Raw genomic sequence first — 25,364 nt, forward strand, 5'->3', positions numbered from 1 at the left:
GCAGACAGACAATATCGGCAAGCAGTTATGCAAGCATGAAAGCTCAGAGCCATTTTAACGCTCATAGGCAAAGGTTTACAACGATTGAGGCGTACCGTGATGGTTGAAGCGCGCCTTGCGTGCCGGGGGTAAAACCGGCTAAAGCCGGGCAAGAGAGAAGCCGGGAATCGCAAAAGGAAATGTCATGAACGTTCGCAAAGCCGGCACGAGCGGCAATCTCGTGCTTGCCGGCGTGCTTCTGATGCTTTTCGGCGATTTCATGTTTTCGCTGAACGACGCCATGGGCAAATGGCTGGTTGCTAGTTTTTCCGTCGGCCAAATCCTGGTGATACGCTCGTTCGGTTCCTTCATCATCCTCGCGCCGATGATCGCACGGCAGGGAAGCGATGCCCTGTTTCGGCTGGAGCGGCCGCCATTGCAGATCCTGCGGGTCGTCATGACGACCGCCGATGTCGCTCTTTTCTACGCTGCAGTCGCTTATCTCCCGCTTGCCGATGTCATGACCTTCTACATGGCAGGCCCCATCTACGTTGCCGCGATTTCGCATTTCTTCCTTGGCGAACGGATAGGCTGGCGGCGCTGGCTGGCGGTTCTGGTCGGCTTTGTCGGTGTGCTGATCGCCTTGAGACCTTCAGCGGCAATGCTCTCCTGGCCATCGATTTTCGGCCTTGGCGGCAGTCTCGCCTTCGCGCTGACTCTGGTCCTGAGCCGGCGGCTCCGGCAGACCAGCGACGCCACGCTCGTTGCATGGCAGACGGTTGCCGCTCTCGCTACGGGCATTGTGCTGAGCATCGGCAACTGGCGTTCGGCATCGACACTCGATTATGCCGCCATGCTTGCACTGGGCGTCGTTGCGGGCAGTGCCCACATGATGATCACCCGATCGTTGAAGCTCGCGCCTGCATCGCTGCTTGCGCCGCTGCAATACAGCCTGCTGATCTGGGCGATCGCGCTGGGTTTTCTCTTCTTCGGCGATATTCCAGACGCGCAGATCATCGTCGGATCGGTCGTCATCGTGCTAGCCGGCCTTTTCATCTTCCACCGGAAGAACCTCACCGAGACCATACCCAAGGATGCCGTCCCGCGGGATGGGCATTGAGGCAGGGCGCTGCCCGAGATCCATGAAGATGGTTTTTTGTCGGCCCCGATCCTGCCCGAACGCACCCTGGACTGTTCCTTTGCCGTGATCTTTCCGGCTCCGAACCGACAAATCGTGATGTGGGGCAGGGATTGCCTGCTCCCACATTCAATCATCTACGTCGAAAATCCCCGTCCTGATCTTTGGAAGCGTGTCCATCGCTAACGGATTTTCGCGGGCGCAAGCACCTCAGGCATCCAGATGCTTGGCATAGTTGAGTGACAGGCCGACAGCATAGGCGACTGCAGCCCCGCCCAAGGCGCCGGCGATCAGTGCAAGCCAGACACTATCGAGCAGTGGTCGCGCGATGGATGGTGCTGCGAATATGGCACTCTCTTGCGAGGAGGGCGGCGCCAAAGCCGTTTGAACCGACCAGATGTCTTTCAAAATATCCGAGATCTTGTTTTGGCTCTCAGTCACTGCTGCCACAACCACGCTATTGGGCGTGCCGCCATCCGACGCGGTTTTCTCCAATATCTTGTTGAAGTTTTGCAAGACGCTCTGAGCATCGGTCAATTGCTGATGCAGGGCGTCAAGGCGGTCGGTGTAGCTCTTGCGAAGCGGAGAAAGCATGGCGGTATCGTCGGCCAATGCGAATTTGGCGGCGGCACCTGCGACTGCGAGCGCTTTTGCAGAATCCTTCAGAGTGATGCGGATTTCAACGAGCGTGCTGTCGCTGATCGGTCGCGCCTTCAGTGCTCCGGCACCACCGTACTGAATGGCAGGAAGAGAGGAGGCAACGCTCTGGTCTCCAATTGCGTCGGCTATGCGCTTGGCAAATTCCGGGGTCTGTACCCTGTCGATGAGCACGTCGGGTGCGCCGCGCCGGTCGATGACGAGCTGAGGGGTGACGCGCACCTCACTGCTTTCGGTTGCTCCAATTCGCCCGGCTTGGATAACGGTAACAGCAAATGTTCCGCTGAGGACCGTCTTGTAAAGCAGCCCGCCAATAGCCGCGCCGATCACTGCACCCAGAATAAGGCCTCGCCAGCTTGGAATCAGGGCTCGGTAAAAAGGAACGGTGCTGGTCATGAATACTGGATCCTCATGTGGGTCGAACGGGGAGAAGCCTGCGAAATGCGGACAATGCATTCCATGGCGAGCGTGAAAAGGAGGAGGCCGTTGAGCATCGGCCGTATCAGGGATCCGAGACCGATCTGCCATACGACGTCAACGATACTATTGGAGAGATAGGCCCAGGATGGATTCAGCTGATTATTGGCCAGCGTGATGAGATCGAGCGGCATAAACATCATGGCCACGAGCGCTATATGGAGCGTGCGCAGGCGCATGCCGAAGAAGACGGGAATGCATGCAAAGTAGAATATCTGGCTGTAGCCACCTACCCACACCCCGGCATTGACTACGATAGCAAGCAGCGCAACCATGATCTCCTGCGCGCTCAGATGCCGTCTGGCACAGATCACCAACGTCAAGGTGGCCAGCAGCGCGGTGGTTTTTACCAGTTCGATCGCCGTAGATAGTTGCGTGACGCCATTAACATATATGCGTGGACTGGTAGACGAGCGCACGATGGTGTCGAGCGTATGTGAGAACGCAGAAATACTGGATGGAAGAGCGAGAACCTCGCGCCCTGAGAGGACAGTGTCATTCTGGGCAAATCCAATGAGGTTGGTCAGAAACAACGGAAAGTTTGCGTCCAGCGCCAGCCCGGTGAATATGAAAATCGCTCCCGCAAACGCCGTTGCCTGCAAGAAGCGTCTGATATCGCCGGCGATAAGGAAGCCGAAAAGCAGAACGGCAAAATAGGGCTTGATATTGATCAGCAGCGCGATCGCTACAGTCCGGACATTGCTCTTCTCGTCAAATACGAACGGCAGCAGGAACAGACAGATGATGATCAGGTTTCCTCTCTCCATGGAAAACAGGAGAGGAGGCGAGATCGCGACAACAACAGCAACAGCAATCCGAAATGCTGGCGTGCCGATCTTCCACCCTGGGAAACTCACAACGACAAACGGTGCGAGCAGATGAAGGGCGCAGAGGAAGATCGCGGGCCCCAACTGCAATTGACGCAATTCAGCCGGCAAAGCGATTTGCAAATTCGGATAGGATAGAACCCGAATGACTTTTAATATCAGGAAATTAAGAGGCGGATAGACAGAACCCCAGACGCTGTATCGGCCGTCGTCTCCTGCCCACCAAAGCGTGTTGTATAAATCCATAAATGTATCGGATTTATCGTAAACGAAAGGCGATGGCAGATATCCGTAATGACGCAGGTAGGTGGCGTAATAGCCGACTGCACACAACTGCACGACAAGCGCTAGAACCAAAACCCATGTTACGCGGAGTGGAAGTCTCTGCAAGGCGTTCCTCATGTCTCCCATAACGGACGTGACGCCCTACCACGAATCCGTTTGGAGGGGCAAGCAAGGGGAAATAGTAATTGTCCGACAAAAATATGTCGGCTTATTCCTCAAAGGCGGCCTACCGGGGCGAGCAATGGCTGGCGTGGTCGGGTGAATTGGAATTCGCTCAGCGCAAGAATTGCTTCTGAAGAAACGTCAACCCGCGACGAAAGTCTCCACTAAGAGATCGGCCGACCGCAACGGTCAGCGAACCCCAGAAAAGCGAAAGGGGGCGCGGCAACTTAAGGATCGGGGCAAGCCAGATCCAGAAGAGCGGTCGGTTGCCAAATCGGGCGGAAAACCTGCCGTAGGTGTCATTCAACCCAGCCGTTTGGTTCTGACGCTGGCGCAGCAGATAGTATGGATAATACCCGAATATCATTCGCCGCTCGAACTTCCGTATGCCCGAACGGGGCAATCCGTCTGCGACGTAGCTGTCGAGAATTCGGCCCAACTCCTCAACGAAGACCTTGGAAAAATCATATCCGCCGGAATTGTTGCGCTTACAGGCGACGGCATATCCCGTGTAAAACAGATTTTGCCTGGCGCTCAATGCGGCCTTCAAGACCAGATGGACCTGAACCAGGTTTCCGCCGCAGAATTGGCGTGCATCGATGTCGCCGAGAAGACCCTTGTTGATCACGCAAGCGGAGATCAGGGTAATGTAGGCACCAATAGCAGCAATGAAATCGCCGCTGTCTTCAAATACCAAATTCTTGCCGTGTCCTCCCGGATGCTCGGCAAGCAAATCTGAATCATATCCGTATGACTTCAGGCAGACGACGCCATATGTGTCATTCTGTAATGTCGTGATGAGAAACGAAAGCGTTCCGGAAACGAGCACGTCGTCGTCTCCCAGGATCAAGACATAGGGCGCTTTCGCCATGTTGAAGACTTGCGCAATGTTGGCGTCGGAGCCGATATTCTCCGCATTTCTGATCGATCGGATCGAAAGACCATCTGCCACCGCAGCACTCACAACCGTGGGCGTGTCGTCGGGGCTCGCATTGTCGGATACAATTATTTCCACAGCGCCTGCGGCCACGGTTGGCAATTCCCTGCGAAGGTTTTCGAGGGTCTGCTTCAGATAGGACGCACGGTTAAATGTGGGGATGACAATGCTAAGAATAGGCGACGTCATCTCTTCTCCATAAGCGATTGCGGTGTTTGAACGCCAGCGCCGAGCTGGGAAGAACAAACAATAGTTGAACGCCAAGCATAGTCATGACGACGCCTGTTACGCCCCAAATATGAGCGGCGAGCATCCCAAGAACCAGGGTCGCCGTCGCGCCGGCAACGGTGATCCATACCAACGGTTCCCTGCGGTAGGAACGGAGCTGGGTTGCAAGCGCACCTTGGACATGGGCCAAAAAGAGAGCCAAAATCAGTGCGCTGAAGGGTATCAATGGCAATACGCGATTGGCATAGTTGGTTCCCGCGAGAATGCCTACCAGCAAGATCGCACCAGTGGCGGCAAGGATAAAGAACGCACACGACAAAGCGAGATCGCGATGGAAAAGCGTGTCCATAAGCTTCCAGTCGCGCCGCGCCGCTGCCTTTGCCATAGCGGGAACATGCCGGGCTATGAAAGCCTGGGCTATCAGGCCGATCATATTGCCGATCGTCAATGAAAGGCCCATCTGGCCAGCCGCTGTTGCGTCTTTTGCGGAAAAGAGCACGAGAACCTGAATCTGCGTCAACAGATAGCCGCTGAACCAGCTTATTCCCAGGCGCCATTGCAGCGGCCAGATCTCCGTGCGCCAGTTGACCAACCGATGGTCCATCTTGATTGCGCTGAAAATGCCGCGCCGGTGGAGCCAGATCCAGCAAGTCGTCGTAAAAAAGGCCGCGAGCGGCGTCATCACCGTTGCCCAAAGGCCGCCGTTGCAGAGCAGGACGATCCACGTTGCCGTGGATCCGATGATCGCCTGGGTGAGCCTGACGGTCGCTACGGTTGCGACCTCGCCACTGCCTTCGACGATGGCAAGCATAGGCAAAGGAAGCAGTGAAAAGGCGGTAACAGCCGCAAGGCCTATCCAGGCGTGTTGCCAAGCGATTGGCTGCGCTGTAGCGGCGTTGAAGAAAAACCACCCGGCTGGGCCGACCAAAACGAGGAAACCCACGGCGAGGCGAAGGTAAAGACGGCTCGAAAAAGCGAACAAGGACCGCAGCCTTTCGGCGCCGCTACCTTCCAGCTTGCCATCGCTTCCCCACTTCGTGTCGACCGCGATATGCGCGGCGGTCTGGACCAGTACCAGCGATAGACCCAGGTCAAAAAGCGTGTACAGTGCGGCGAAGCTCAGGAAACTATAATACCATCCCTGCGCTTCGGCACTCATAACGTGCGTGACGATTATGATCGTCAGTACGCCGGCGCCACCCTGCCAGAGGCGCTGGGCCACGATGAGAACAAGCGGAGAGGTTTTCTGAGAAATTGCGCGCACGCGATCGTTTCTGAGTTAAGGCCCATCTTTAATGCATCCGTATAACTGCGGCGAGGTTTTGCCAACATTGCCGCGGTTATAACGATTGCTGCGTAGATTAGCCTAATGATCCGAAGGAATATTGCAAAAAGGGGATCACTGCACGAGGCGTCAGCTCAAAAGTTGATCCGCTCCTTTTCGACGACAATCGGTCTTCGTTGTACATAGGTATGGATCGATCCGATGTACTCGCCGAGTATCCCGACAAACAGAAATTGCATCCCGAACAGAAAGAAGATGCCGATCGCGATCGGAGCGACACCCATTGGATAGGAATACCAAAAGACGAGCTTCAAGATCGTAAAGGCAATAGCTGCAATTATGCTGACGATACCCATGAGGAAGCCGATGAACGCGGCAATTCGAATAGGCAATTTCGAATGGCTGACGATACCCAGCATCGCGATATCATAGAGGGTATATAGGTTATTCTTGGATATGCCCCGCAAACGGCGCGGCTGGTTAAACGGGATCGCCTTGACCTCATAGCCCAATTCGGAAATCAGACCACGCAGATAGGGATAGGGGTCGTTGACCGCCCGAACCTGATCAAGGACTTCCCGGTCATAAAGACCGAAGCCTGTAGAGTCGTTCAGCACCGTGATCTCGGATATGCGGTCCAATACGCGATAATAGGCTTTCCGCATTGCATGGACTAACGGGGAGCCCTGGCTGACCGGCTTTACGGCCAAGACCAGCTTCTTGCCTTCCTCCCAGTGCTTGATGAATTCCGGTATCAATTCCGGCGGATCTTGCAGATCGGAGGCCAGATAAATCGTCGCCACGCCGGTCGACTGTATGATGCCGTAGTAGGGCGAGCGAATATGTCCGAAGTTTCTTGTGTTGACGATAATCTTGACGATCGGGTCGGCTTTCGCCAGCAGTTTCAGCTTCTCTACCGTCCGGTCCGCCGAATGATTGTCGATGAAGATGATCTCGAAGTCGTAATCAAGCGACGCGATCGCCGCCTTGATCCGCACATACAGCTCGTCGACATTGTCCTGCTCGTTGTAGCAGGGGGTCACGATGCTGATCAGACGTCTGCCACCGACGGCGGGTGCACGAGTATTCTCCAAGATGTTGGTTTCCTGCATGACTAGTTTGCCTTCGGGGTGGCGATGGTGATCATATTGCCAAGCTTCAATCCTACGGTAATGCCGCCGAAAGAAGGCACCGACTTGATTTTCAGCCCCAGTGCCCACAGGAGATGACGCAGGAGGAACTGGACCGGAAAATGGTTGACCGTTTTGCGTAGTTGCACAACGTCGTATCCAGCCGTGTCCAGCAGGCGCTTCATCGAGCGGGGATTGTATATCTCTGGGTGCTGCAGGCAAAATGCCGGCCAGCGCTTGCCAAAAACACGTCGCAACAGCGATGACTCGTCGTGGGTGACAATCGCCAGCCGCGCGCCCGGCATCAGCTTTTCACGCAACTCGCGCAGTGTGGCGACCGGATCCAGCAAATGGTCGAGCACGTGCACCATGACAGCCGCGCCGGCTGCCTTGTCCGGCACTTGCGAGAAGCCAAACATGTCATGGATAATCTCATGCTGTTTGCCCTGCATCGTCTCGGTCAGCGCCGAAACGATATCTCGATTGGGTTCGAACAGCCAATATTTGCCGAATTGACCCTCCCGAACACAGTTTTCCGTGAAGAGACCGATATCCGGGCCAATCTCGATATAGTCGCCCTGAAGAGAGGAAAGCTCCTTGAGGGACTGAAAATATCCGCGCTGCGTCTTCCGCAACGCCTCTATCGGCACCAGATCCATGTTGGGCGGCATTTGGGCATAAAGCTCTTCCAACTGCTGGGGCGTGAAGAATAGGGGCGCATAGAGCAAGCCGCATTGTCCGCACCGCTGATAGGAGAAGAATACCTTATCCTTGAAGAAGCCGTTCCAAACCGGAATGAGCTCCGAATAGGCAGTTGCCTCAGCCGTTGGCTCCGATGCTACATCTTTTACTGCCAGTGCCGCCGAAGCTCCGCAAGCCGGACATCCGCGTGAAAGAAATTGCTTGCTCAATGTTCAAGAACCCCTGCGTTGAAAGGTAATCCGGCTGTGCCAGAAATAGCTGGAAACAATCACGGCAGCCGCGAATCCGAATTGGCCCCAAATCGGCGGTACACCAAGCAGCTCGACCATGATCGGAAGCGCTACGAGATTGGCGATGAAATAGGCTGCGTGGAAAGTGATGAATTTTCCGAACTCGGCGAGATAGTTGCCGCTTGTTCGGAACACTAGGAACTTGTTGGTGATGAACGAAAAGGAGATGCTCAGGACCTGGGCGATCGTCAATACGATCAGATAGTGCATAGAGATGGACGCAAGCGTCCACATCAGCACGGGAAAAGCCGCCAACCCGAATAATGTATTCAGGCCGCCGGCTACAATAAAGCGGATCTTCGTCTCATGCTGACGCGCAAGCCTTAGAATATCCGTAGCCGAGCTCGCCAGCGCCACGCTCACTGATCCTCCAGCAGTTCGATGATCATGTTTTCCTTGAGTTCTTCGCGGCTCAGGAATGGGGAGAGATCTTCAAGGGCAGGGGAGGTGATGCGTCCATCCGGATGCTGCTTCGCGCCAAGTTTCGGTGCGAATGCCTGATGCTCGTCGATCATGATTTCACAAACAGCTGGGCCGTCGATCTCGAGGGTCTTTCTGATTGCCTCTTCAAGTTCGTCATGACGCGACGCGCGGATGAACGGAAAACCGAAGGCTTTAACGACCGGTTCGAAATTCGGGAAGCTGACGCCGCTCTTCGGGCCGCCGCCAACTTCGACGCCGCCGAAGAAATTGCGATGCGTCTGAAAGATCGAGACATAGCCGTTATTGTTGAGAAGGAATATCTTGACCGGCAGATCGCTGCCGGCGATCGTCTGCAGCTCCTGCAAATTCATCATGATGGAGCCATCGCCGGCGAGGCAGATGACGCGCTTTCCGCCAGATGCCTTGTTGACGCCGATTGCGGCCGGCAGATCATATCCCATCGTCGCACAGCCAGAGTTCGTCCAGAGGCGCTGTCCCGGCTTGAGATAGGCTGCCTGGAAGCTGGTGACGCAGGCGCTGCCGTTGCCCGTGACGACGATCTCTTCTTCTTCCAGCTGCTCGAAAAGCTTTTCCATGAAGCAATAGGGATTGACGAGCTGGTTGGTCCAATATTCCGGCTTAACGACCGGGAAGCGCTTCTGCCGCTCCTTGCACCAGTCAAGCCATTCTTTCTGGCCGGCCGTCGGGCCGCTATACGTCTCCTCAGCCACCTTTGTCAGAACGGGGATGAAGTCGGTAAGGCTCGCCAGGATCGGCATGTTCGGTATGACGGTCGGCTTCTTCAATTCGTTTTCGTCGATCTCGACCCAGATCTTATAGGCCTCGCGCGCAAAGGTCTTCCAGTTGTAGCTGACCTGTCGAATGTTCAGGCGGCTACCCAGCACGATAAGCAGATCGGAATTCTGCACTGTGAAATTTCCGGCGCGATCGCCGATCGTACCCGGGCGCCCGCTATAAAGCGGATGCTCGTTCCAGATGACATCGTGTGCATTCCAGCCAGTGACGACCGGAATACCGAGCTTTTCAACAAGGCGAATGAACGCTTCATGCTGTCCGCTGAGGCGCACGCCGCCACCGGCAAAAATGACGGGACGCTTCGCTGTCGCCAGCTTTTCCAGCACCTCGACAGCAGCCTTGTTCAAGTCTGTTTTCTTCCACGGCTCGTCCAGTTCGCTCGGATCGAAGCCCTGGAGGTCGTCGACCTCGATCTGGGCGGCTTGGACATCCAGCGGAATATCAAGCCAGCAAGGGCCGGGCCGTCCCGACGTCGCGATATAGAGAGCCTTTTCCAGATGATAGCGGATGGTTTTCGGGTCCGTTACCATGTGAACGTATTTGGTGATCGGACGGACAAGTTCCTCGATGTCGAGTTCCTGGTCGCCATACTGGCGCAGGGGAAGGCCGGTGTAGCGGACCGTGGTCTCGATCTTCACCTGGCCGGAAATCACCAGCATTCCGATCGAATCGACATAGGCGCCATAAACGCCGGTGATCGCATTCGTGCCGCCCGGGCCGGATGTAACGTTCACGACCGGCAGTCGATTCGTCAGGCGGTAGTATGCCTCGGCCGCCATCGTGCATGCTTGTTCGTGATGGTTGAAAACGCACTCGATGTCCTTGTGCGTGCCAATGGAATGGTTGAGGTGCATCGCACCGCCGCCTGTGACCATGAAAGCGTGCCTGACCCCATGGGCCACCAAAAACTCAGCAACCCAATTCGACAATTTCATTTTAGTCATTCTTGAATCCGTTCCATAGGCTCATGCGGCACATTGTTCTATCCAACACGCCGAACTTATATAAGTGCAATTCCGCGCTTGCAAGGCTGGTTTCCCTGCGCTTTTGCGCCAAATCAGGCCGAGATATGCGGGGTGGCACCATTAATTTCAGCTTCATCGATCCGCCCTGGAATCGACAAAGGGGTACAGCGCGCGTTCCCTGCCTAGATGAAGAGTTTGACCCCGACGAGCATTGAAGCCACCGGATGTTTTTTGAGGGAGCGCACGGTGTGGTGGATCGTTTAAATCGCGGCCTCCACCAAGCCTATACATGGTCGAAAATATACTGACCACCCTGTGCATCGTCGCTTCCCATAGATCTCTGCGATAGGGCGAGGGGATGATGACGCAGGTCGAGCGCCCCAGGCTGTGTCGACGTCTCAACGCCATCCACGGTCCGATCACCAGCTTCCCCACATCCCCGTCGCCGCCCGCTCTCGCGAACTTTGAAACGCTGCCATGCAAATGTGGCGCGATGTTGCCCGTTTCCACGTGTCCAGTGTTGATCGTGAACGACGCAAGTCGACGCTCGCTGCGGCTTGGATATTGCTTTCGAGTAAAACGGCGCTTATCGCATCTGCTCGGTCCGGTTCAGGGAATGGAAGCAAGAGAAGAATGATAACGATATCGATCGTCAGTCATGGGCATGGTGCGATGGTGGAGCGCCTGCTCTCTCAGGCGCTGTCCTTTCAAGATGTGCAGAAGATCATCCTTACTTTGAACATCCCCGAACCGCTTGCCTTGCCGGTATCGGAGAAAATCCTCGTCATGCGCAATGATGAGCCTCACGGCTTCGGGGCGAACCACAATGCGGCATTCCGACAGTGTGAAACAGAGTTCTTCTGCGTTCTGAACCCGGACGTTCTGTTCTTTGAAGACCCTTTCCCGCAGCTTCTGTCCGTGCTTGAGAAGAAGCATGAGGCAGCGGTCGTTGCGCCTCTTGTCGTCACGTCTGGCGGCCGAACCGAAGACAGCGCCCGACATTTCCCAACGATTTTCTCGCTGATGGCAAAGCTCGCGGGACGAGCGGATGGGCGCTATCCGGTCGAGTTCGGGCAGGCGGATATCGAGCCGGATTGGATTGCCGGCATGTTCATGCTGTTTCGATCCACCGACTATAAAAACCTCGGCGGTTTCGATGAGGCATTCTTCCTCTACTACGAAGATGTCGACATCTGTGCGCGCGTGTGGAAGAGCGGCCGCAAGGTGGTTCTGTCGCCGTCGGAAAAGGTCATTCATGACGCCCAGCGCGCAAGCCACAAAAGCTGGCGCTTCCGTCGTTGGCATCTTCAGAGCCTATTGCGCTATCTATCCCGGTATACGTTTCGCCCACCGCGCAAGCGATAGGCAAACAATGGCCGTTATGGCGCCGGCTTCCAGCCATTCCATGATGCTGTCCTGAGGATGGCCTCGTCCAGCGATACAGTCCTTTCCAAGCCCAGTTCCGCCTTGGCAAGGCCGGTATCCGGAACGTAGCGACCGTGATTCCACCCTTTGTCCTCGGCACCCAGGATGGTGAATTCACCGTTTCCGATCACGGTCGCCACCCGTTCGGCGAGATCGCGGATGGAGATCGTTTCATCCGAGCCGGTGTTGTAGGATTTGCCCGCATCGCCTCTGACAAGCATGTGCCACAGCCAGACCGTCAGGTCGCTGGCATAGAGGTAGGAGCGGCAAGGCATGCCGTTGCCCTTTACGACGATCGGCCTGCCATCCATCGCATCGCGAATGAAATTGCCGGCAGCGAAATGTATGCCGAGCGATATATAAGGCCCGAGCAACGCGAATATGCGCGCATTGACGATTTCGAGGCCGAATTGCTTGCCGTAGATCGCGCATAGCATTTCTGCCGCGCGCTTGCCTTCGGCATAGGCATTGCGTGGATTGGTGCAATCCGGCGCCCCAGTCCAATCCTCGCGAACATGCGTCACGTCCCAGGGCTGCAACCCGTAGACTGCGCCTGAACTCAGAAACAGCACGCGCGAAGCAGCTTTTTCAACGGCTAGGTCCAGCGCGCGGCGCGTTCCCGACACCACCGTGTCGAACATTTTCCTGGGATCGTTTTCGTTGAGGTCGGCGCTCGCATCCGTTGCGGCGTGGATCACATGCGTGAATGAGCCTTCTGGCGAGGCAAAATTCGCGACGTCACCCTCAACAAAGGTAAAGGCCGGATAGCCGGCAAGATGAGGTGCCTTTTCAGCGAAGGCCGAAGCGCTCCTCGTCAATATTGTTATGTGGAGATCGAGGTCCAGCTTGTCGTTGGCATAACGCGCGCTTTCGAGCAGCCAGCATCCTATAAAGCCCGTACCACCGGTCAGAAAAATTCGGGCGCCGCGAAGCTGAGGCCAGATCGCAGTCGTCTGCGCAAAGACGTCTTCGAGGTCACGTTCGAGATTCCAATTCATCAGAGGCGATCCAGCTTCAAAACTAAGAGAACAGAAGGGCAAGCAAGTGCCAGTTCAGGTGAAGCTCCAGCCGATGTCCTTCAGCGTCTCGCGATAGGAGAGGGCAATATCGGAATGCACCTCGTCGCTGCGGGGTTGCGACACCAGTTCGAGGGCGCCATCGGTTCTTGGGATCACCACTCTGTAACCATCGGTGCGATGCTTCTTGTCGTGGCTGAATTTCTCCAGAACGATGTCGATCGGTATCACCGGAGGATTGGGGACGACCGATCCTTCACCATGACCGAGCATCGATTTGACATGTTTCGCAAGCTGCTGGGTCCGCTCGATGCCAACGGCGTCCATTTCTCCCCGGCGGGTGGCATAGTTGATGGCGATCAGCATTCCCACGCCGACTGCGATCCCATGCGATACGCCGAAATTCGTCGCCGCTTCCATCGCGTGCCCAAACGTGTGGCCGAAATTCAGAAGCAGCCGCTCCCGATTATCGAATTCGTCGGTTTCGATGAACCACTTCTTCGTCGTGAGCGATTTCAGGATCACGGCTTCGGCGTTGGCTTCGGTCAATGGATAACCGGGATTGTTGCCGAGATATTCGTTGAAATCCTCAAAGCTGCGGGCGTAGCAGATCTTGGCCGCCTCATAGAGGCCGCCTACCACCATCTCCGCATCCAGGCTGTCGATGAACGCCGTGTCGATCAGAATGTCGCGGGGCGGGTAGAAATTGCCGACGAGGTTCTTGTAGCCGCCGACATTGATCGATGATTTGCCGCCGATGCATGAATCGACCATGCCCAGCACGGTGGACGGCAGATAGGTCCAGCTGATGCCGCGCATATAAATGGACGCCGCCAGGGTCGAGATATCCTGGATGATGCCGCCACCGATGACCACGAGGTGCGTATTTCTATTGGCGTTGCGCTGCCGCAGGGCGACGATGACGCCGGGGATTGCTTCAAGCGATTTGTTGGACTCGACCGCTTCGATAAAGATGGGATCGACGGCTGTCGCCGGCAGGTGGCCGGACAGGTTGCGGTCGCAGATAATGATGGAATTTGGATTGTTTTCGAGGGTGCGGGTCAGCAGGCCGGTGCCAACCTCGACAGTATAGCGCCCGGTCGACGACGAGATATCAAAGAATTTTGGCATGCGAGAAACCTCTATCGGCGGCAATGAACTGGCCCGTGACGCCAGTATTCTCGGGTGAGCACAGAAAGCCTGCTAGATTGCAGACATCCGAAAGAGCGGGGAGGGATCCGAGAGGCGTCATGCCTTCCAGCCGGCCAATCTGCTCGGCGGAAAGGTTTGCGCGGGTCATGGGCGTATCCAGAGCTCCCGGCAGAACGGCATTCACCAGTTTGCCCTCGGCACCGAGATCGAGGCTCAAGGATTGAACGAGGCCGAGCAACGCCGACTTGGTGACACCATAGGTAAGTTTGTTCGATCTTGCTATGTTTTGCCAAATCGAGCTGATGACCACCAGTCGGGCCGTTTTGCTGAGGAGGTCGCTATCGAGGAGCGCCTTCAGGCTGGCAAGTATGTAAACGACGTTGGCGTCGTAGACGCGCCTGTGCAGTTCGACGTCGAAGCTGCGGGCATTGTCGTTGAGGTTCATACCTTGAGCCCAGATGACCGCATCAAGCGGCGCCAGGCCAAGCTTGGCGTCCGGCATAGGCTCATGGCACGGATCCCATTTTACCCAATGGATGCGTGGGTCGGCGTCGGCATCTATATGTCTGGCTATGCCCACGACCGAACATTGTCTTTCGAGGTGCCAGTTGCAAAGGGACCGGCCGATTGCGCCGCTCGCACCAAAGATCGCGATCGTATAGCTCACGCCGGTTTGCCCCCGTTTTCAGCCTCGCCGTGAGGCGAGGCTCTCATTTCTACCCGTGTCTTGGATTACTTGGCCAGCTGGGACCAACGGTCTTCGAGCATCTTGATGCGCGGTGCGTCTTCGATCTGGATCGAGCCGTAGTAGTCGCGCTTGTTCTTCAGCCAGAGCAGTTCGAAATAGACGGTCTTCTCAAGGCCCCGAGCCATATTCGGATTGTCGAGAGCCGCGCCCTGGAAGATGACCTTGCGGGTCTCGAAGCGGGTCAGATGCACCGCGTAGATCTTCTTCAGTTCCGGCAGAGATTCGATGGCGACTGCGCCGCCGACAACCAGCTCCAGATTAGCAGCCTTCAGTGCTTCAGCAGACTTGATGACATAGTCCGTAACACCGGATTCATTGATGGACGAACGGGGCATATCGTTCGATCCAGCGAAGTCGACGCGGCCGAAAACGCCGCCCTGGACGCCGTCTGTGCCCTTTGCCGTCTTAACAAGGCCTTCCAGATTGTTGAACGCCGTGATCGTCTCGATGTTGAACAGGAAGCTCGTGTCCTGCTTCTGCTCGTCGGTATAGACCTTGTTCTTAGCTTCAATGAACTTCTTCAGAGCGTAAGGCGTTTCGACCATCGGTGCGATGATGTATTCGACGCCGAACTGCTTGGATTCGATGAGGTCGCGCACGGCTTCGCAGCCGCCGATTTTCAAGCCGACCTTGAGGTCCGCACGGCGAGCCAGATCGATGAGGCGAAGCAATTCGTCGGTTCGCGTGCCTTCAGCTTCGAACTCTGCCTTGACCGAAACCGCTCCAAAGTCTTGGCGCAGCGACTTCAAGAGATCGAGCATCTCGCGTTCGCAATTGTTCATTGTCTTAAATCTCCCTAAGAGCCTGTTGATACTGTTTGATCTGAGAAATGGTGGTCGAACGCATGTCCTGCCCCTGAACGGAGGCTCTATACCATTGGATGATTCTGTCGAGCGTATCGCTCAGCCGCCAGGCAGGCGACCAGCCAAGCGACGCTCTTGCCTTCGAACAGTCAAGCTTCAAGAATGTGGCTTCATGTGGGCCCTGAACGGAATCCAGCTCCCAGGAAGCACCTTCTCCCCACGCCTTGGTGAGGTGCTCGACGATCCACTGAACGGGCTTTGCATCGTCATCGGACGGGCCGAAATTCCAGCCATCCGCAAAAGCCGGGCCGTCCTTGTAAAGGCGTTCGGCCAACAAAAGGTAGCCGGATAATGGTTCCAGCACATGCTGCCAAGGCCGAATGGCGTGCGGGTTGCGGATCACCACCGTCCTGTTGCCGGAAATTGCCCGCATGATATCCGGGATCAGGCGATCGAGCGCCCAGTCTCCGCCGCCGATAACATTTCCCGCGCGCGCGCTGCCCAGAGCAATGCCGTGCTGCGCATAGGTATCGGTGTTGAAATAGGAGCGGCGGTAGGCAGCGGTTATCAGCTCGGCGCAACCCTTGCTCGATGAATAGGGGTCATACCCGCCCATGGCTTCCTGCTCGCGATAACCCCAGGGCCATTCGCGATTTTCGTAGCACTTGTCGGACGTCACGTTGACCACGGAGCGGATGCCGGGTGACCTACGCACTGCTTCGAAAAGGTTCACAAGTCCCATGACATTGGTCGAATAGGTTTCAACCGGATGATCATAGGAATAGCGAACGAGCGGCTGAGCCGCCATATGAATAACGATTTCCGGCTTGCTGCGCGCGACGGCGTCCGACAGCGCCTGCGCATCGCGAACATCGCCGATCACGGATGTCATGTCGGCGCTGACATTGGCCGCTTCAAATAGGCTCGGCTTTGTTGGCGCTTCCAGGGAGAAGCCGGTCACCACTGCGCCAAGCTCTTGTAGCCAAAGGGATAGCCAGCTTCCCTTGAAGCCGGTGTGCCCCGTCAGGAAAACACGTTTTCCCCGCCAGAATGTGGAATCAATCATTGCCAGATTTTCCACGGAGCTTTCTTGCTCTGCCACATTTCCTCAAGATTGTTTTTGTCGCGCAGCGTGTCCATCGGCTGCCAGAAACCATCGTGGAAATGAGCCCTGAGCTCGCCGTCGCGAGCCAGCCCCTCCAGGGGTTCCCGCTCCCAGGTAGTCTCATCGCCGGAAATGCGGTTGATCACATCGGGCGACAGGACGAAAAAGCCACCATTGATCCAGCCCCCGTCACCAACGGGCTTTTCCAGAAACGATGTTACGGCAGTACCTTGGATGTTGAGCGAACCGAAGCGACCTGGCGGTTGGACCGCGGTCATGGTTGCAAGCTTTCCATGGTCCTTGTGGAATTCGACCAATTTCGTGATGTCCACAGAGCCGACGCCGTCGCCGTAGGTCATGCAGAAATCGCCGGTGAGATAGGGGGCGATTCGCTTCAGGCGTCCGCCGGTCATCGTCGCTTCACCGGTATCTACCAGTGTAATGCGCCAAGGCTCGGCCTTCTTGGCATGAACTTCTACGACATTGTTCTCCATGTCGATCGTCACGTCAGACATATGAAGGAAGTAATTCGCAAAATACTCCTTGATCATATAGCCCTTGTAGCCACAGCAGACGATGAAGTCGTTCAACCCATGGGACGAATATATCTTCATGATGTGCCAGAGGATCGGCCGCCCGCCAACTTCGATCATCGGTTTAGGGCGAAGGGCGGATTCCTCGGAAATTCTTGTCCCAAGTCCACCCGCCAAAATCACTGTCTGCATGCGATTTACTGACATCAGCACTCAATCCACGTCGATCACATTTGGATCGATAAATGCCACAAATATCGTGCCTTATGCCATTAGCACGGGTTAATTTAACGCGGAGTCTTACTACTTTTCATCAGAGTGAGAGTCAACGGCATCGTCAGGGCAGGGAGCCAGGAACCGGGTTTTGGCCAAAGTCTTGGGGGCTTGCTCCGCACGTAAATGAGCCATGTAATCCCTTGGGATTCGAAGCGCAGCCCTGGATCTGACGCACTCTCTAAGGTTGTATGGAAGGCGCGGGCAGGTTGATCGCGTCAGCTGACTTTGGCGCTCTCAGCAAGAAATTGGCCCAGGGTGCGTGAGCTCCTAGTTGGCCTCTGCGCACCTCATCAGAATATCGTCGACAACGCGGTCGAGCGGTGCTGTGGCATCGATGGTCGCGGCGTTTCTGGGAATGTCTTCCTTCGTCGCATGCAGTCGCATCACCAATTCTCGTTCGGCCGGTTTTCCGCCGAATTCGTCTGCGGGCCTGCTGGCAAGCCGGGTATTTAATGTATGCAAATCAATCTCGAGAACGAAAACATCGTCAAACCGATCGATAAAGTGATGGAAGTTCCTTGAGCCGCCGCAGAAGAAGGAGATCGGGTGGCTTTGATCGGCCAAGAGGGATCTCACCTTGCCGAGATCCCAAATGTGATGCCTATGCGCAAAGGCCACATCCGGAATGTCTTGTTCATGCGCTGACCCGTCCAAAGGTTCGCCTGTTTCGGGATCGCCCTGATAGGCCAATTCACGGTCACCGTGGATCACATGGTAACCGCGCCGTTGCAGCTCGGTGGCGACCGAAGTCTTGCCCGATCCGGATATGCCTTCGACCAGATAGTTTCTGACGCCCATTTTGTCCTCGATGGATGAACAGCACTTTTCTTGGCGCGTATATATAAAGTGTGAATGACACGTGGATTTCTGGCGCTCCGATACGACCGGTTCGTGCTGTTCGGCGAGGGCGGTCGCGCTTGGTCTGTGGCATGTCGCACTTGGAAATAGAATGTACCCGACTACAAACAAAGATCAGATAATCTATGTTATGGAACTATCCATCGGCCCGCCGACGACCTCCTGAACTCCAAGTGCCAAACTACGCCAGGCTTCACCAGCAGCATATGCCTATAGGCTCCACGTCCTGGCGGCAGGCTGGCGTGCTGAACAATCGTTCAGTCCTCCAATATCATCGGGAGGCGTTCGCGAAGCTCGTTCACCAGCACGCGCTCGTTCTCGGAATAATCGACCGGGATATTCACCAGATGGACGCCTCCGTCCGAGAATGCCTTTTCGAGGGTCTGTTTGAATTGGCCGATATCATCGACCCTGGTGCCCTTGGCGCCGTATGATTCTGCATATTTTACAAAGTCGGGATTGCCGAACGTCATTCCGAAGTCCGGGAACTTGTCGATGGCCTGTTTCCAGCGGATCATTCCATAGGCGTTATCCTCGATGACGAGGACAACGAGGTTCAGCTTCAGCCGCACGGCGGTTTCCAGCTCCTGCGAGTTCATCATGAAGCCGCCATCGCCGCAGACCGCCATAACGCGCCGGTTTGGATAAATCATCGATGCAACGAGCGCCGACGGCAGGCCCGCTCCCATGGTTGCAAGAGCATTGTCGAGCAGCAGCGTGTTGGCCATCTGCGTCCGATAGTTTCGTGCGAACCAGATCTTGTACATGCCATTGTCGAGCGCCAGGATGCCGTCATGCGGCATGACTTCCCTGATGTCGTGGACGATGCGCTGCGGTGTAAACCGGTCTTCGGTCGCCCTTGCGCCAATACGGTCGAGAATGCGCTGGCGCAGATGAACGAGAGCCTGGGCATTCGGCAACTTGCCTTCGAGCCGATACGCCAACGCACTGAGCGACGGACCGATATCGCCGATCACCTCGAATTGCGGGAAGTAAACCTGCTCGACCGTCGCCGGCTGATAGCTGATATGGACAACTTTCGGGCCGCCCTTGCCCATGATGAATGGCGGTTTCTCGACCGTGTCGTGGCCGATCGTGACGATAAGGTCTGCCTGCCCTATAGCCTCGTGGACATAGTCGCGCTCGGATAGAGCGGCGGTTCCCATGTACAGCTCCGTTCCACCGGGGACCGTTCCCTTACCCATCTGAGTGGTAAAGAATGGAATCCGAGTGCGGATCACGAACTGGCCGATATCGGACGTCGAACGCGGGCGCGAGGCGGCAGCGCCGAACATCAGCAGCGGCCGCTTGGCCGCAATGATAAGCTCGGCAGCACGGTCCAGCGCCGCGTCGCTTGCAGTTGGCAGTTCAAGCTGGTGCGGAGCAATAAGCGGTACTTCGCGGCATTCTTCCGCTGCGATATCTTCCGGCAGCTCGAGATGCACGGGTCCGGGCCGCTCCTCCATTGCGATGCGGAATGCCTCCCTGACCATGGTCGGGATCAATAGCGGCGACACGATCTGCCGGGATGACTTGGTAAGCGGTTTCATCGACGCCACGACGTCAACCACCTGAAAACGCGCCTGCTGGGAAGAAAGAATTCCCTTCTGGCCGGTGATCATCACCATGGGCATGGCGCCCAGCAGCGCATAGGCGGCACCCGTCGAGAGGTTGAGCGCGCCCGGCCCGAGCGTCGCCAGGCAAACGCCGGGCTTTCCCGTCAGCCGGCCATAGGCTGCCGCCATGAAGGCCGCTGCCTGTTCGTGCCGCGTGAGGACCAGTTCGATCGACGACTTGCGGATGGATTCAACCACATCAAGGTTTTCCTCCCCGGGAATGCCGAAAATGCGGTCGACACCTTCGTTCTCCAGCGCCGCAACTAAAAGATCGGAGCCTTTGGTCATGGATATTGTCCTGCTGTTGCCTGAATGAAGTCTACGAGAGAGGCAAAGGGGACGCTAGGGGCTGGCTCCTTCGAGCGTCCAGCGCGCTGTCGGGTTGAGCACCATTCTCAGCCGCCCCTCAGCATTCTCCTTTGCGGATGCAGCCAAGACGGTTAGCTCTCACCTGCCCTATCAACAAGATGGGCACGCGACGGTGCGGCGTCAAAGCGATCAGCGAAATATTGTGTTTCGTTGATCACCAGTCCGTCGCTGAATTCCATGATGCTTACCGCGTAGGATGGAACGCCGTCATATGAAAGCACGAATTCGGTAACCCAGAAATCGCCGCTGCCGATAATCCTTTGCACTGTGAAGCGCTTTTTATTGGGTTGGAGGAATCGGCTTTCCTGAATGTTGCGCCTGCCGCGGATCCGCTCGCCTGATTGCGGATAGTGGAGCACTGCATCCTCGCGATAGATGTCATGCTCGATTTCGAAATCGCTCGCATCGGAAGCATCCCAATGGCGTTCCAACGCCACGCGTACGGTTCGATCGTCCATATTGGCCTCCCGTTGACGATTTCGGCAATCCAAACTCACTCTGGAACACGGCGATGTCTTGCTGTCTGTAGCTCAGCGGCTGCGGTGGAACCCAGGCTCCCGCCTGCGGCACTTCGCTGATGATTTGCTCATCATGGGCTGCATAATTTTCGCGCAACTGGACCCATCCTCGCTTTCAGCGGGCACCGGGTCAATAGGCAGTCAAATAAAATCAATACGTTACAGTCTGGCACGCTGCTTGCTTCTCATCTGCTGAGTTGGTGGCTAGGGTTCCGGCGCTTCCGTAAGGGGGCGTGACTGGTCCGAGAGCTGCCACCGGTTGGGGGAGAAATCCCACCGGGTGCACGGCGGGATAAAAGCCCGGGAGACCTCGTAAGCCAAGGGATTGGCGGCGCGATGGTCTTTGCCGATCCCTTTTTGATGAAAAGCAAAAGGGGAATTTCAATGCAGACTTTTTCGAAGATCCTTTCCGTAACCGCCATTTCGATGTCGCTGGCTCTCGGCCTCGGCACCGCTGCCAGCGCCGCACCCAAGACCAGCTTCAAGGTGGCCTGGTCGATCTATGTCGGCTGGATGCCCTGGGGCTATGCCGCCGACCACGGCATCGTCAAGAAATGGGCCGATAAATACGGCATCAACATCGAGGTCACCCAGTTCAACGACTATGTCGAGTCGATGAACCAGTACACGGCAGGCGCCTTCGATGCCGTGACGCTCACCAACATGGACGGACTTTCGATCCCGGCAGCGGGCGGCGTCGACACGACCGCTGTCATCGTTGGCGACTTTTCCAACGGCAATGACGCGGTCATCCTCAAGGACAAGACCAGCCTTGCTGACATCAAGGGCCAGAACATCAATCTCGTACAATATTCCGTCTCCCATTACCTGCTCGCCCGCGCGCTCGACAGCATCAAGCTGACCGAACGCGACGTGAAGGTGGTCAACACCTCGGATGCCGACATGGTCGCAGCCTACAAGACACCGGATGTCTCCGCCGTCGTCACCTGGAACCCGCTGGTCTCGACCATCCTGGAAGACCCCACCGCCAAGAAGGTATTCGACAGCTCGCAGGTGCCCGGCGAAATCATCGATCTGATGGTCGCCAACAGCAGCGTGCTGAAGGACAATCCGAATTTCGGCAAGGCTCTCGCCGGCATCTGGTACGAAACGGCAGCGCTGATGAAGGCCGACACGCCGGAAGGCAAGGCTGCCCGCGAGGCGATGGGCTCGGCTTCGGGTACCGATCTCAAGGGCTTCGAGGCGCAGCTTGCCGCCACCAAGCTCTTCGACAAGCCGGCTGACGCCGTTGCCTTCACCGCATCGCCGAGCCTACCCAAGACGATGGATCTCGTTCGCAACTTCCTGTTCCAGAAGGGCCTGCTCGGCAGTGGCGCTGCCTCCGCCGATGTCATCGGCATCGAAATGCCGGACGACAAGGTTCTCGGCGATGGCAACAACATCAAGCTGCGCTTCACCGAAACCTACATGAAGGCCGCCGCCGCCGGTTCGCTCTGAGCAAAAGGCCCACTGGCGGCGCGATGGCGCCGCCCCGTTCCTTCATCTTCGGAGCACTCCCATGCGTTGGATCAATACCAGGCCGAGCCCGGGCGCGCAGCTTGCCTTGACGCTGCTGCCCTTCGCGCTGCTGATTATCGCCTACACCATCGGCTCGGCTGAACGACTTGCCGTAAATGCCAACGACAAGCTGCTACCCAGCCTCGCCGGCTTTGCCGACGCCATCAACCGCATGGCCTTCATCGCCGATCCGCGCACGGGAGACTATCTGCTGTGGTCGGATACGGGGGCAAGTCTGGTGCGGCTGCTATCCGGCCTCGGCATATCAACGGCGATCGCACTTTGCATCGGCATGCTCATCGGCATGCTGCCCTATCTCAGGGCCCTGCTCTCGCCTTTCGTCGCCGTCATCTCGATGGTGCCACCCCTGGCGCTTCTGCCGATCCTCTTCATCGCCATGGGCCTGGGCGAGACGTCGAAGATCGCGCTGATCGTCATCGGCGTCACGCCGACGATGATCCGCGATCTGGCCCTGAAGGCTCTGGAGCTGCCGCGCGAGCAGATCGTCAAGGCCGAAACGCTCGGCGGCTCTTCCTGGCAGATCGCCCTTCGTGTCGTGCTGCCGCAGATCTTGCCGCGGCTGATGACCTGTCTGAAATTGCAGCTCGGCCCGGCCTGGCTGTTCCTCATCGCCGCCGAGGCGATCTCCTCGGATGCTGGCCTCGGCTACCGCATCTTCCTCGTCCGCCGCTATCTGTCGATGGACGTGATCTTTCCCTATGTCGTCTGGATCACGCTGCTCGCCGTGCTCATGAACTATCTGCTCGATCGCATCCGCATCGCCGTCTTCCCCTGGTCGGAATTGGAGAGGCAGGCATGAGCGAGCTCAGGATCGAAAAAGTCTGGAAGGAATATGGCGACCAGATCGTGCTCGAGGACGTGTCGCTGACCGTGGATTCCCGCGCCTTCGTCGCGCTGGTCGGCCCCTCCGGCTGCGGCAAGTCGACCTTCCTGCGCATGCTCTTGGGACAGGAACAACCGACCAGGGGCAACATCCTTCTCGACGGCGTGGCGCTGCCGTCAGAGCCGGGCGCCGATCGCGGGGTGGTCTTTCAACGCTACTCGGTTTTCCCGCATCTGACCGTGCTTGGCAATGTCCTCCTCGGCAAGGAGCTCACCGCTTCGCGCTACAAGGCGAGGCTCTTCGGTGCGGCGCGCCGGAGCGCCCTCGAGGAAGCCCGTCAATTGATCGCCGAGGTCGGCCTTGCCGGCGCGGAGAACAAGTACCCGGCCCAGCTTTCCGGCGGCATGCAGCAGCGCCTCGCGCTCGCCCAGGCGCTGATCATGCGGCCGAAGGTGCTGCTGCTCGACGAGCCCTTCGGCGCGCTCGATCCCGGCATTCGCGCCGAAATCCATATGCTGATGAAGCGGCTGTGGCATGAAACGCAGATGACCGTGGTCATGGTGACCCATGACATGCGCGAGGCTTTCACGCTCGCCACCCGTGTCGTCGCCTTCGAGCGCCGCCGCGACCGGCCGGAAGAAAAGGAGCGCTACGGCGCAACCATTACCAAGGACATTTCCATCTGGCCGCCGCGCATTGCTGGCGCAGCCTCGATCTTCAGCCCCGACCGGGACGGCCCGGTCACTTCCCTGGGGCATAGCCGGGACGACCTGGCACCATTGGGAGACATTTAGTCATGCAGCACATCAGACGTTCGCCGGAAGAAATCGCCGCCAATCGCGCGCGCTATGAGGAACACCAGAGGAAAGGCCTCGAATTCGCACCGAAGGCCCTCCCGGCTCCAAGCCCCCTTCCCGCCCCGCCGATCAACACCGCCCGCGTCGTTCATCAAGAGATCATACCCGGTGGCTGGTATTGGTCGACCCGGATCAAAAGCGGCGAGACATTGCGCATCGCCCTGCAGCAAGGCTTCTCGACCGTCTCGTTCGTCGCCTGGAATGCGTCGGATACCAGCGAGCGACTGAACCTGCCCGATACGGTAAAGATGCAGTGGACCACCGCCCTGTCGAAAGGACGGGTGATCTTCTCCGACATGGGACGTGTGATGTTTTCCGTGACGGAGGATTCCTCCGGCGCCCATGATTGCCTGATGGGCGGCTCCACGGCCGCGTCTAACCTTGCGAAATATGGCGAGGGCACGCGCAACACCCGCGACAACCTCGTCCTGCTCGCCACTAAGGCCGGGCTCGACAGGCGGGATATCCCGGCAGCGCTTTCGCTCTTTGCTCCGGTCCGCGTCGACCAGGACGGCAAGTTCGTGTGGAAACCCGACCTGCTGCATGAGGGCGACTATATCGAGCTTCGCGCCGAGATGGACATGATCGTCGGCCTCTCCAATTGCCCACATCCGCTCGATCCGAACCCCGACTACCGGCCCAATCCGGTCACGGTCACCCGCATCGGCGCGCTCGAACCAAGCGCCGACGACCTTTGCCGGACGGCAACCGCCGAAGCCATGCGCGGCTTTGAAAACAACGCGCTGGCGGCGATCTGATCGAGGAGCGATATCATGACCACTGTCATCCAGACCGCATCCAGCCGCACAATCGAGAACGCGGCGCAGGATTACTCGATCACTGCCGAGGCACCCTTCTCGACCATTATCCGCAAGGGCCAGACCCTGCGCATCGAGGATAGTTACGGCCAGCAGGCAATCGATACGCTGTTCTACAATGCCGAGGATCACTCCGAGCGCTATTCCAGCCAGGACACCATGCGCGAGCAGGGTGCAGCCTATATCACCACAGGGACTCGTATCGTCTCCAATGAGGGACGGGTGATGCTGACCATGAGTGCCGACAGTTGCGGGCGCCACGATACCTCGGCCGGCGCATGCTCCTGCGAGAGCAATACCGTGCGCTTCGGCCACGGCACGAAATATCTGCATGCCTGCCGCGACAATTTCGTTCTGGAGGTCTCCAGGCACGGCATGGGCAAACGCGATGTCGTGCCCAACATCAATTTCTTCATGAACGTGCCGATCGAACCATCAGGTGAGATGACGATCGTCGACGGCATTTCCGCGCCGGGAGACTATGTCGAGCTGAAAGCCGAGATGGACGTGCTGCTCGTCATTTCCAACTGCCCGCAGATCAACAATCCCTGCAACGGCTTCGATCCGACGCCGATCCGGGTTCTCGTCTGGGATGGTGAGGCCTGAG

General features: G+C 57.2%; 24 protein-coding genes and 1 riboswitch. Of the genes, 7 read left to right on the plus strand and 17 right to left on the minus strand.

Annotated features, from left to right (window positions below; all coding sequences use genetic code 11):
- Positions 1–184 precede the first annotated feature (184 nt).
- Complete coding sequence (locus tag ACQZ6F_RS00735; protein ID WP_449095362.1) at positions 185–1,099, plus strand: DMT family transporter; 915 nt, start codon at positions 185–187, stop codon at positions 1,097–1,099.
- Between the two features lie 228 nt (positions 1,100–1,327).
- Here ACQZ6F_RS00735 and ACQZ6F_RS00740 read toward each other — a convergent pair whose 3' ends face one another.
- The 8 genes from ACQZ6F_RS00740 to ACQZ6F_RS00775 form a co-directional block, all read right to left on the minus strand.
- Complete coding sequence (locus ACQZ6F_RS00740; RefSeq protein WP_449095361.1) at positions 1,328–2,170, minus strand: hypothetical protein; 843 nt, start codon at positions 2,168–2,170, stop codon at positions 1,328–1,330.
- A complete protein-coding gene (locus ACQZ6F_RS00745) occupies positions 2,167–3,468 on the minus strand; it encodes a hypothetical protein (protein WP_449095360.1) in 1,302 nt (433 codons plus the stop codon). The genes ACQZ6F_RS00740 and ACQZ6F_RS00745 overlap by 4 nt, the downstream gene beginning before the upstream one ends.
- 169 nt (positions 3,469–3,637) lie before the next feature.
- A complete protein-coding gene (locus ACQZ6F_RS00750) occupies positions 3,638–4,651 on the minus strand; it encodes a glycosyltransferase family 2 protein (RefSeq protein ID WP_449095469.1) in 1,014 nt (337 codons plus the stop codon).
- Positions 4,632–5,849: a lipopolysaccharide biosynthesis protein gene (locus ACQZ6F_RS00755; RefSeq protein WP_449095359.1), complete on the minus strand. Its 1,218-nt coding sequence runs from the start codon at positions 5,847–5,849 to the stop codon at positions 4,632–4,634. Before ACQZ6F_RS00755 ends, ACQZ6F_RS00750 begins: the two co-directional genes overlap by 20 nt.
- Before the next feature lie 260 nt (positions 5,850–6,109).
- Positions 6,110–7,195, minus strand: coding sequence for a glycosyltransferase family 2 protein (locus ACQZ6F_RS00760; protein ID WP_449095358.1), 1,086 nt, complete (start codon positions 7,193–7,195; stop codon positions 6,110–6,112).
- Entirely contained in the window at positions 7,090–8,016 is a 927-nt protein-coding gene (locus ACQZ6F_RS00765; protein WP_449095357.1) for a class I SAM-dependent methyltransferase, read from the minus strand. The genes ACQZ6F_RS00760 and ACQZ6F_RS00765 overlap by 106 nt, the downstream gene beginning before the upstream one ends.
- A 3-nt stretch (positions 8,017–8,019) precedes the next feature.
- Positions 8,020–8,460 (minus strand): GtrA family protein, encoded by a 441-nt coding sequence (locus tag ACQZ6F_RS00770; protein WP_449095356.1) that lies wholly within the window; start codon positions 8,458–8,460, stop codon positions 8,020–8,022.
- Positions 8,457–10,271 (minus strand): thiamine pyrophosphate-binding protein, encoded by a 1,815-nt coding sequence (locus ACQZ6F_RS00775; protein ID WP_449095355.1) that lies wholly within the window; start codon positions 10,269–10,271, stop codon positions 8,457–8,459. The genes ACQZ6F_RS00770 and ACQZ6F_RS00775 overlap by 4 nt, the downstream gene beginning before the upstream one ends.
- A gap of 663 nt (positions 10,272–10,934) precedes the next feature.
- Between ACQZ6F_RS00775 and ACQZ6F_RS00780 the strand changes: the two genes are divergently transcribed.
- Complete coding sequence (locus ACQZ6F_RS00780) at positions 10,935–11,666, plus strand: glycosyltransferase (protein ID WP_449095354.1); 732 nt, start codon at positions 10,935–10,937, stop codon at positions 11,664–11,666.
- A gap of 14 nt (positions 11,667–11,680) precedes the next feature.
- Here ACQZ6F_RS00780 and ACQZ6F_RS00785 read toward each other — a convergent pair whose 3' ends face one another.
- From ACQZ6F_RS00785 to ACQZ6F_RS00825, 9 genes are all read right to left on the minus strand, one after another.
- Complete coding sequence (locus ACQZ6F_RS00785; protein ID WP_449095353.1) at positions 11,681–12,724, minus strand: NAD-dependent epimerase/dehydratase family protein; 1,044 nt, start codon at positions 12,722–12,724, stop codon at positions 11,681–11,683.
- A 54-nt stretch (positions 12,725–12,778) separates the two neighbouring features.
- On the minus strand, positions 12,779–13,873 hold the full coding sequence (locus tag ACQZ6F_RS00790) for a 3-dehydroquinate synthase (RefSeq protein WP_449095352.1): 1,095 nt from the start codon (positions 13,871–13,873) through the stop codon (positions 12,779–12,781).
- Entirely contained in the window at positions 13,857–14,561 is a 705-nt protein-coding gene (locus tag ACQZ6F_RS00795; protein WP_449095351.1) for an SDR family oxidoreductase, read from the minus strand. Before ACQZ6F_RS00795 ends, ACQZ6F_RS00790 begins: the two co-directional genes overlap by 17 nt.
- Positions 14,562–14,626: 65 nt before the next feature.
- Positions 14,627–15,424: an aldolase/citrate lyase family protein gene (locus ACQZ6F_RS00800; protein ID WP_449095350.1), complete on the minus strand. Its 798-nt coding sequence runs from the start codon at positions 15,422–15,424 to the stop codon at positions 14,627–14,629.
- A gap of 4 nt (positions 15,425–15,428) precedes the next feature.
- The gene (rfbG, locus tag ACQZ6F_RS00805) at positions 15,429–16,511 is read right to left on the minus strand and encodes a CDP-glucose 4,6-dehydratase (RefSeq protein ID WP_449095349.1); all 1,083 of its coding nucleotides are present in this window, start codon (positions 16,509–16,511) and stop codon (positions 15,429–15,431) included.
- Positions 16,508–17,275 carry a glucose-1-phosphate cytidylyltransferase gene (gene rfbF, locus ACQZ6F_RS00810; protein WP_449095348.1) on the minus strand — a complete coding sequence of 256 codons (768 nt, stop codon included), beginning with the start codon at positions 17,273–17,275 and terminating at the stop codon, positions 16,508–16,510. Before rfbF ends, rfbG begins: the two co-directional genes overlap by 4 nt.
- Before the next feature lie 351 nt (positions 17,276–17,626).
- Positions 17,627–18,157: an AAA family ATPase gene (locus ACQZ6F_RS00815; protein ID WP_449095347.1), complete on the minus strand. Its 531-nt coding sequence runs from the start codon at positions 18,155–18,157 to the stop codon at positions 17,627–17,629.
- A 317-nt stretch (positions 18,158–18,474) separates the two neighbouring features.
- Positions 18,475–20,121: an acetolactate synthase large subunit gene (locus ACQZ6F_RS00820; RefSeq protein WP_449095346.1), complete on the minus strand. Its 1,647-nt coding sequence runs from the start codon at positions 20,119–20,121 to the stop codon at positions 18,475–18,477.
- 152 nt (positions 20,122–20,273) lie between these two features.
- Positions 20,274–20,660, minus strand: coding sequence for a nuclear transport factor 2 family protein (locus tag ACQZ6F_RS00825; protein ID WP_449095345.1), 387 nt, complete (start codon positions 20,658–20,660; stop codon positions 20,274–20,276).
- Between the two features lie 253 nt (positions 20,661–20,913).
- Positions 20,914–21,029: riboswitch (guanidine-I (ykkC/yxkD leader) on the plus strand.
- Positions 21,030–21,104: 75 nt separating this feature from the next.
- Between ACQZ6F_RS00825 and ACQZ6F_RS00830 the strand changes: the two genes are divergently transcribed.
- The 5 genes from ACQZ6F_RS00830 to ACQZ6F_RS00850 all read left to right on the plus strand — a co-directional run bounded on the left by ACQZ6F_RS00830 (position 21,105) and on the right by ACQZ6F_RS00850 (position 25,363).
- The gene (locus ACQZ6F_RS00830) at positions 21,105–22,178 is read left to right on the plus strand and encodes a putative urea ABC transporter substrate-binding protein (protein WP_449095344.1); all 1,074 of its coding nucleotides are present in this window, start codon (positions 21,105–21,107) and stop codon (positions 22,176–22,178) included.
- Between the two features lie 61 nt (positions 22,179–22,239).
- Positions 22,240–23,058, plus strand: coding sequence for an ABC transporter permease (locus ACQZ6F_RS00835; protein ID WP_449095343.1), 819 nt, complete (start codon positions 22,240–22,242; stop codon positions 23,056–23,058).
- Positions 23,055–23,876, plus strand: a complete 822-nt coding sequence (locus tag ACQZ6F_RS00840; RefSeq protein WP_449095342.1) for an ABC transporter ATP-binding protein — start codon at positions 23,055–23,057, stop codon at positions 23,874–23,876. Before ACQZ6F_RS00835 ends, ACQZ6F_RS00840 begins: the two co-directional genes overlap by 4 nt.
- 2 nt (positions 23,877–23,878) lie before the next feature.
- Positions 23,879–24,697, plus strand: coding sequence for an urea amidolyase associated protein UAAP1 (locus ACQZ6F_RS00845; RefSeq protein ID WP_449095341.1), 819 nt, complete (start codon positions 23,879–23,881; stop codon positions 24,695–24,697).
- 15 nt (positions 24,698–24,712) lie between these two features.
- Entirely contained in the window at positions 24,713–25,363 is a 651-nt protein-coding gene (locus ACQZ6F_RS00850) for an urea amidolyase associated protein UAAP2 (RefSeq protein ID WP_449095340.1), read from the plus strand.
- Position 25,364 lies beyond the last annotated feature (1 nt).

The organism is Rhizobium sp. A22-96 (assembly GCF_053521805.1).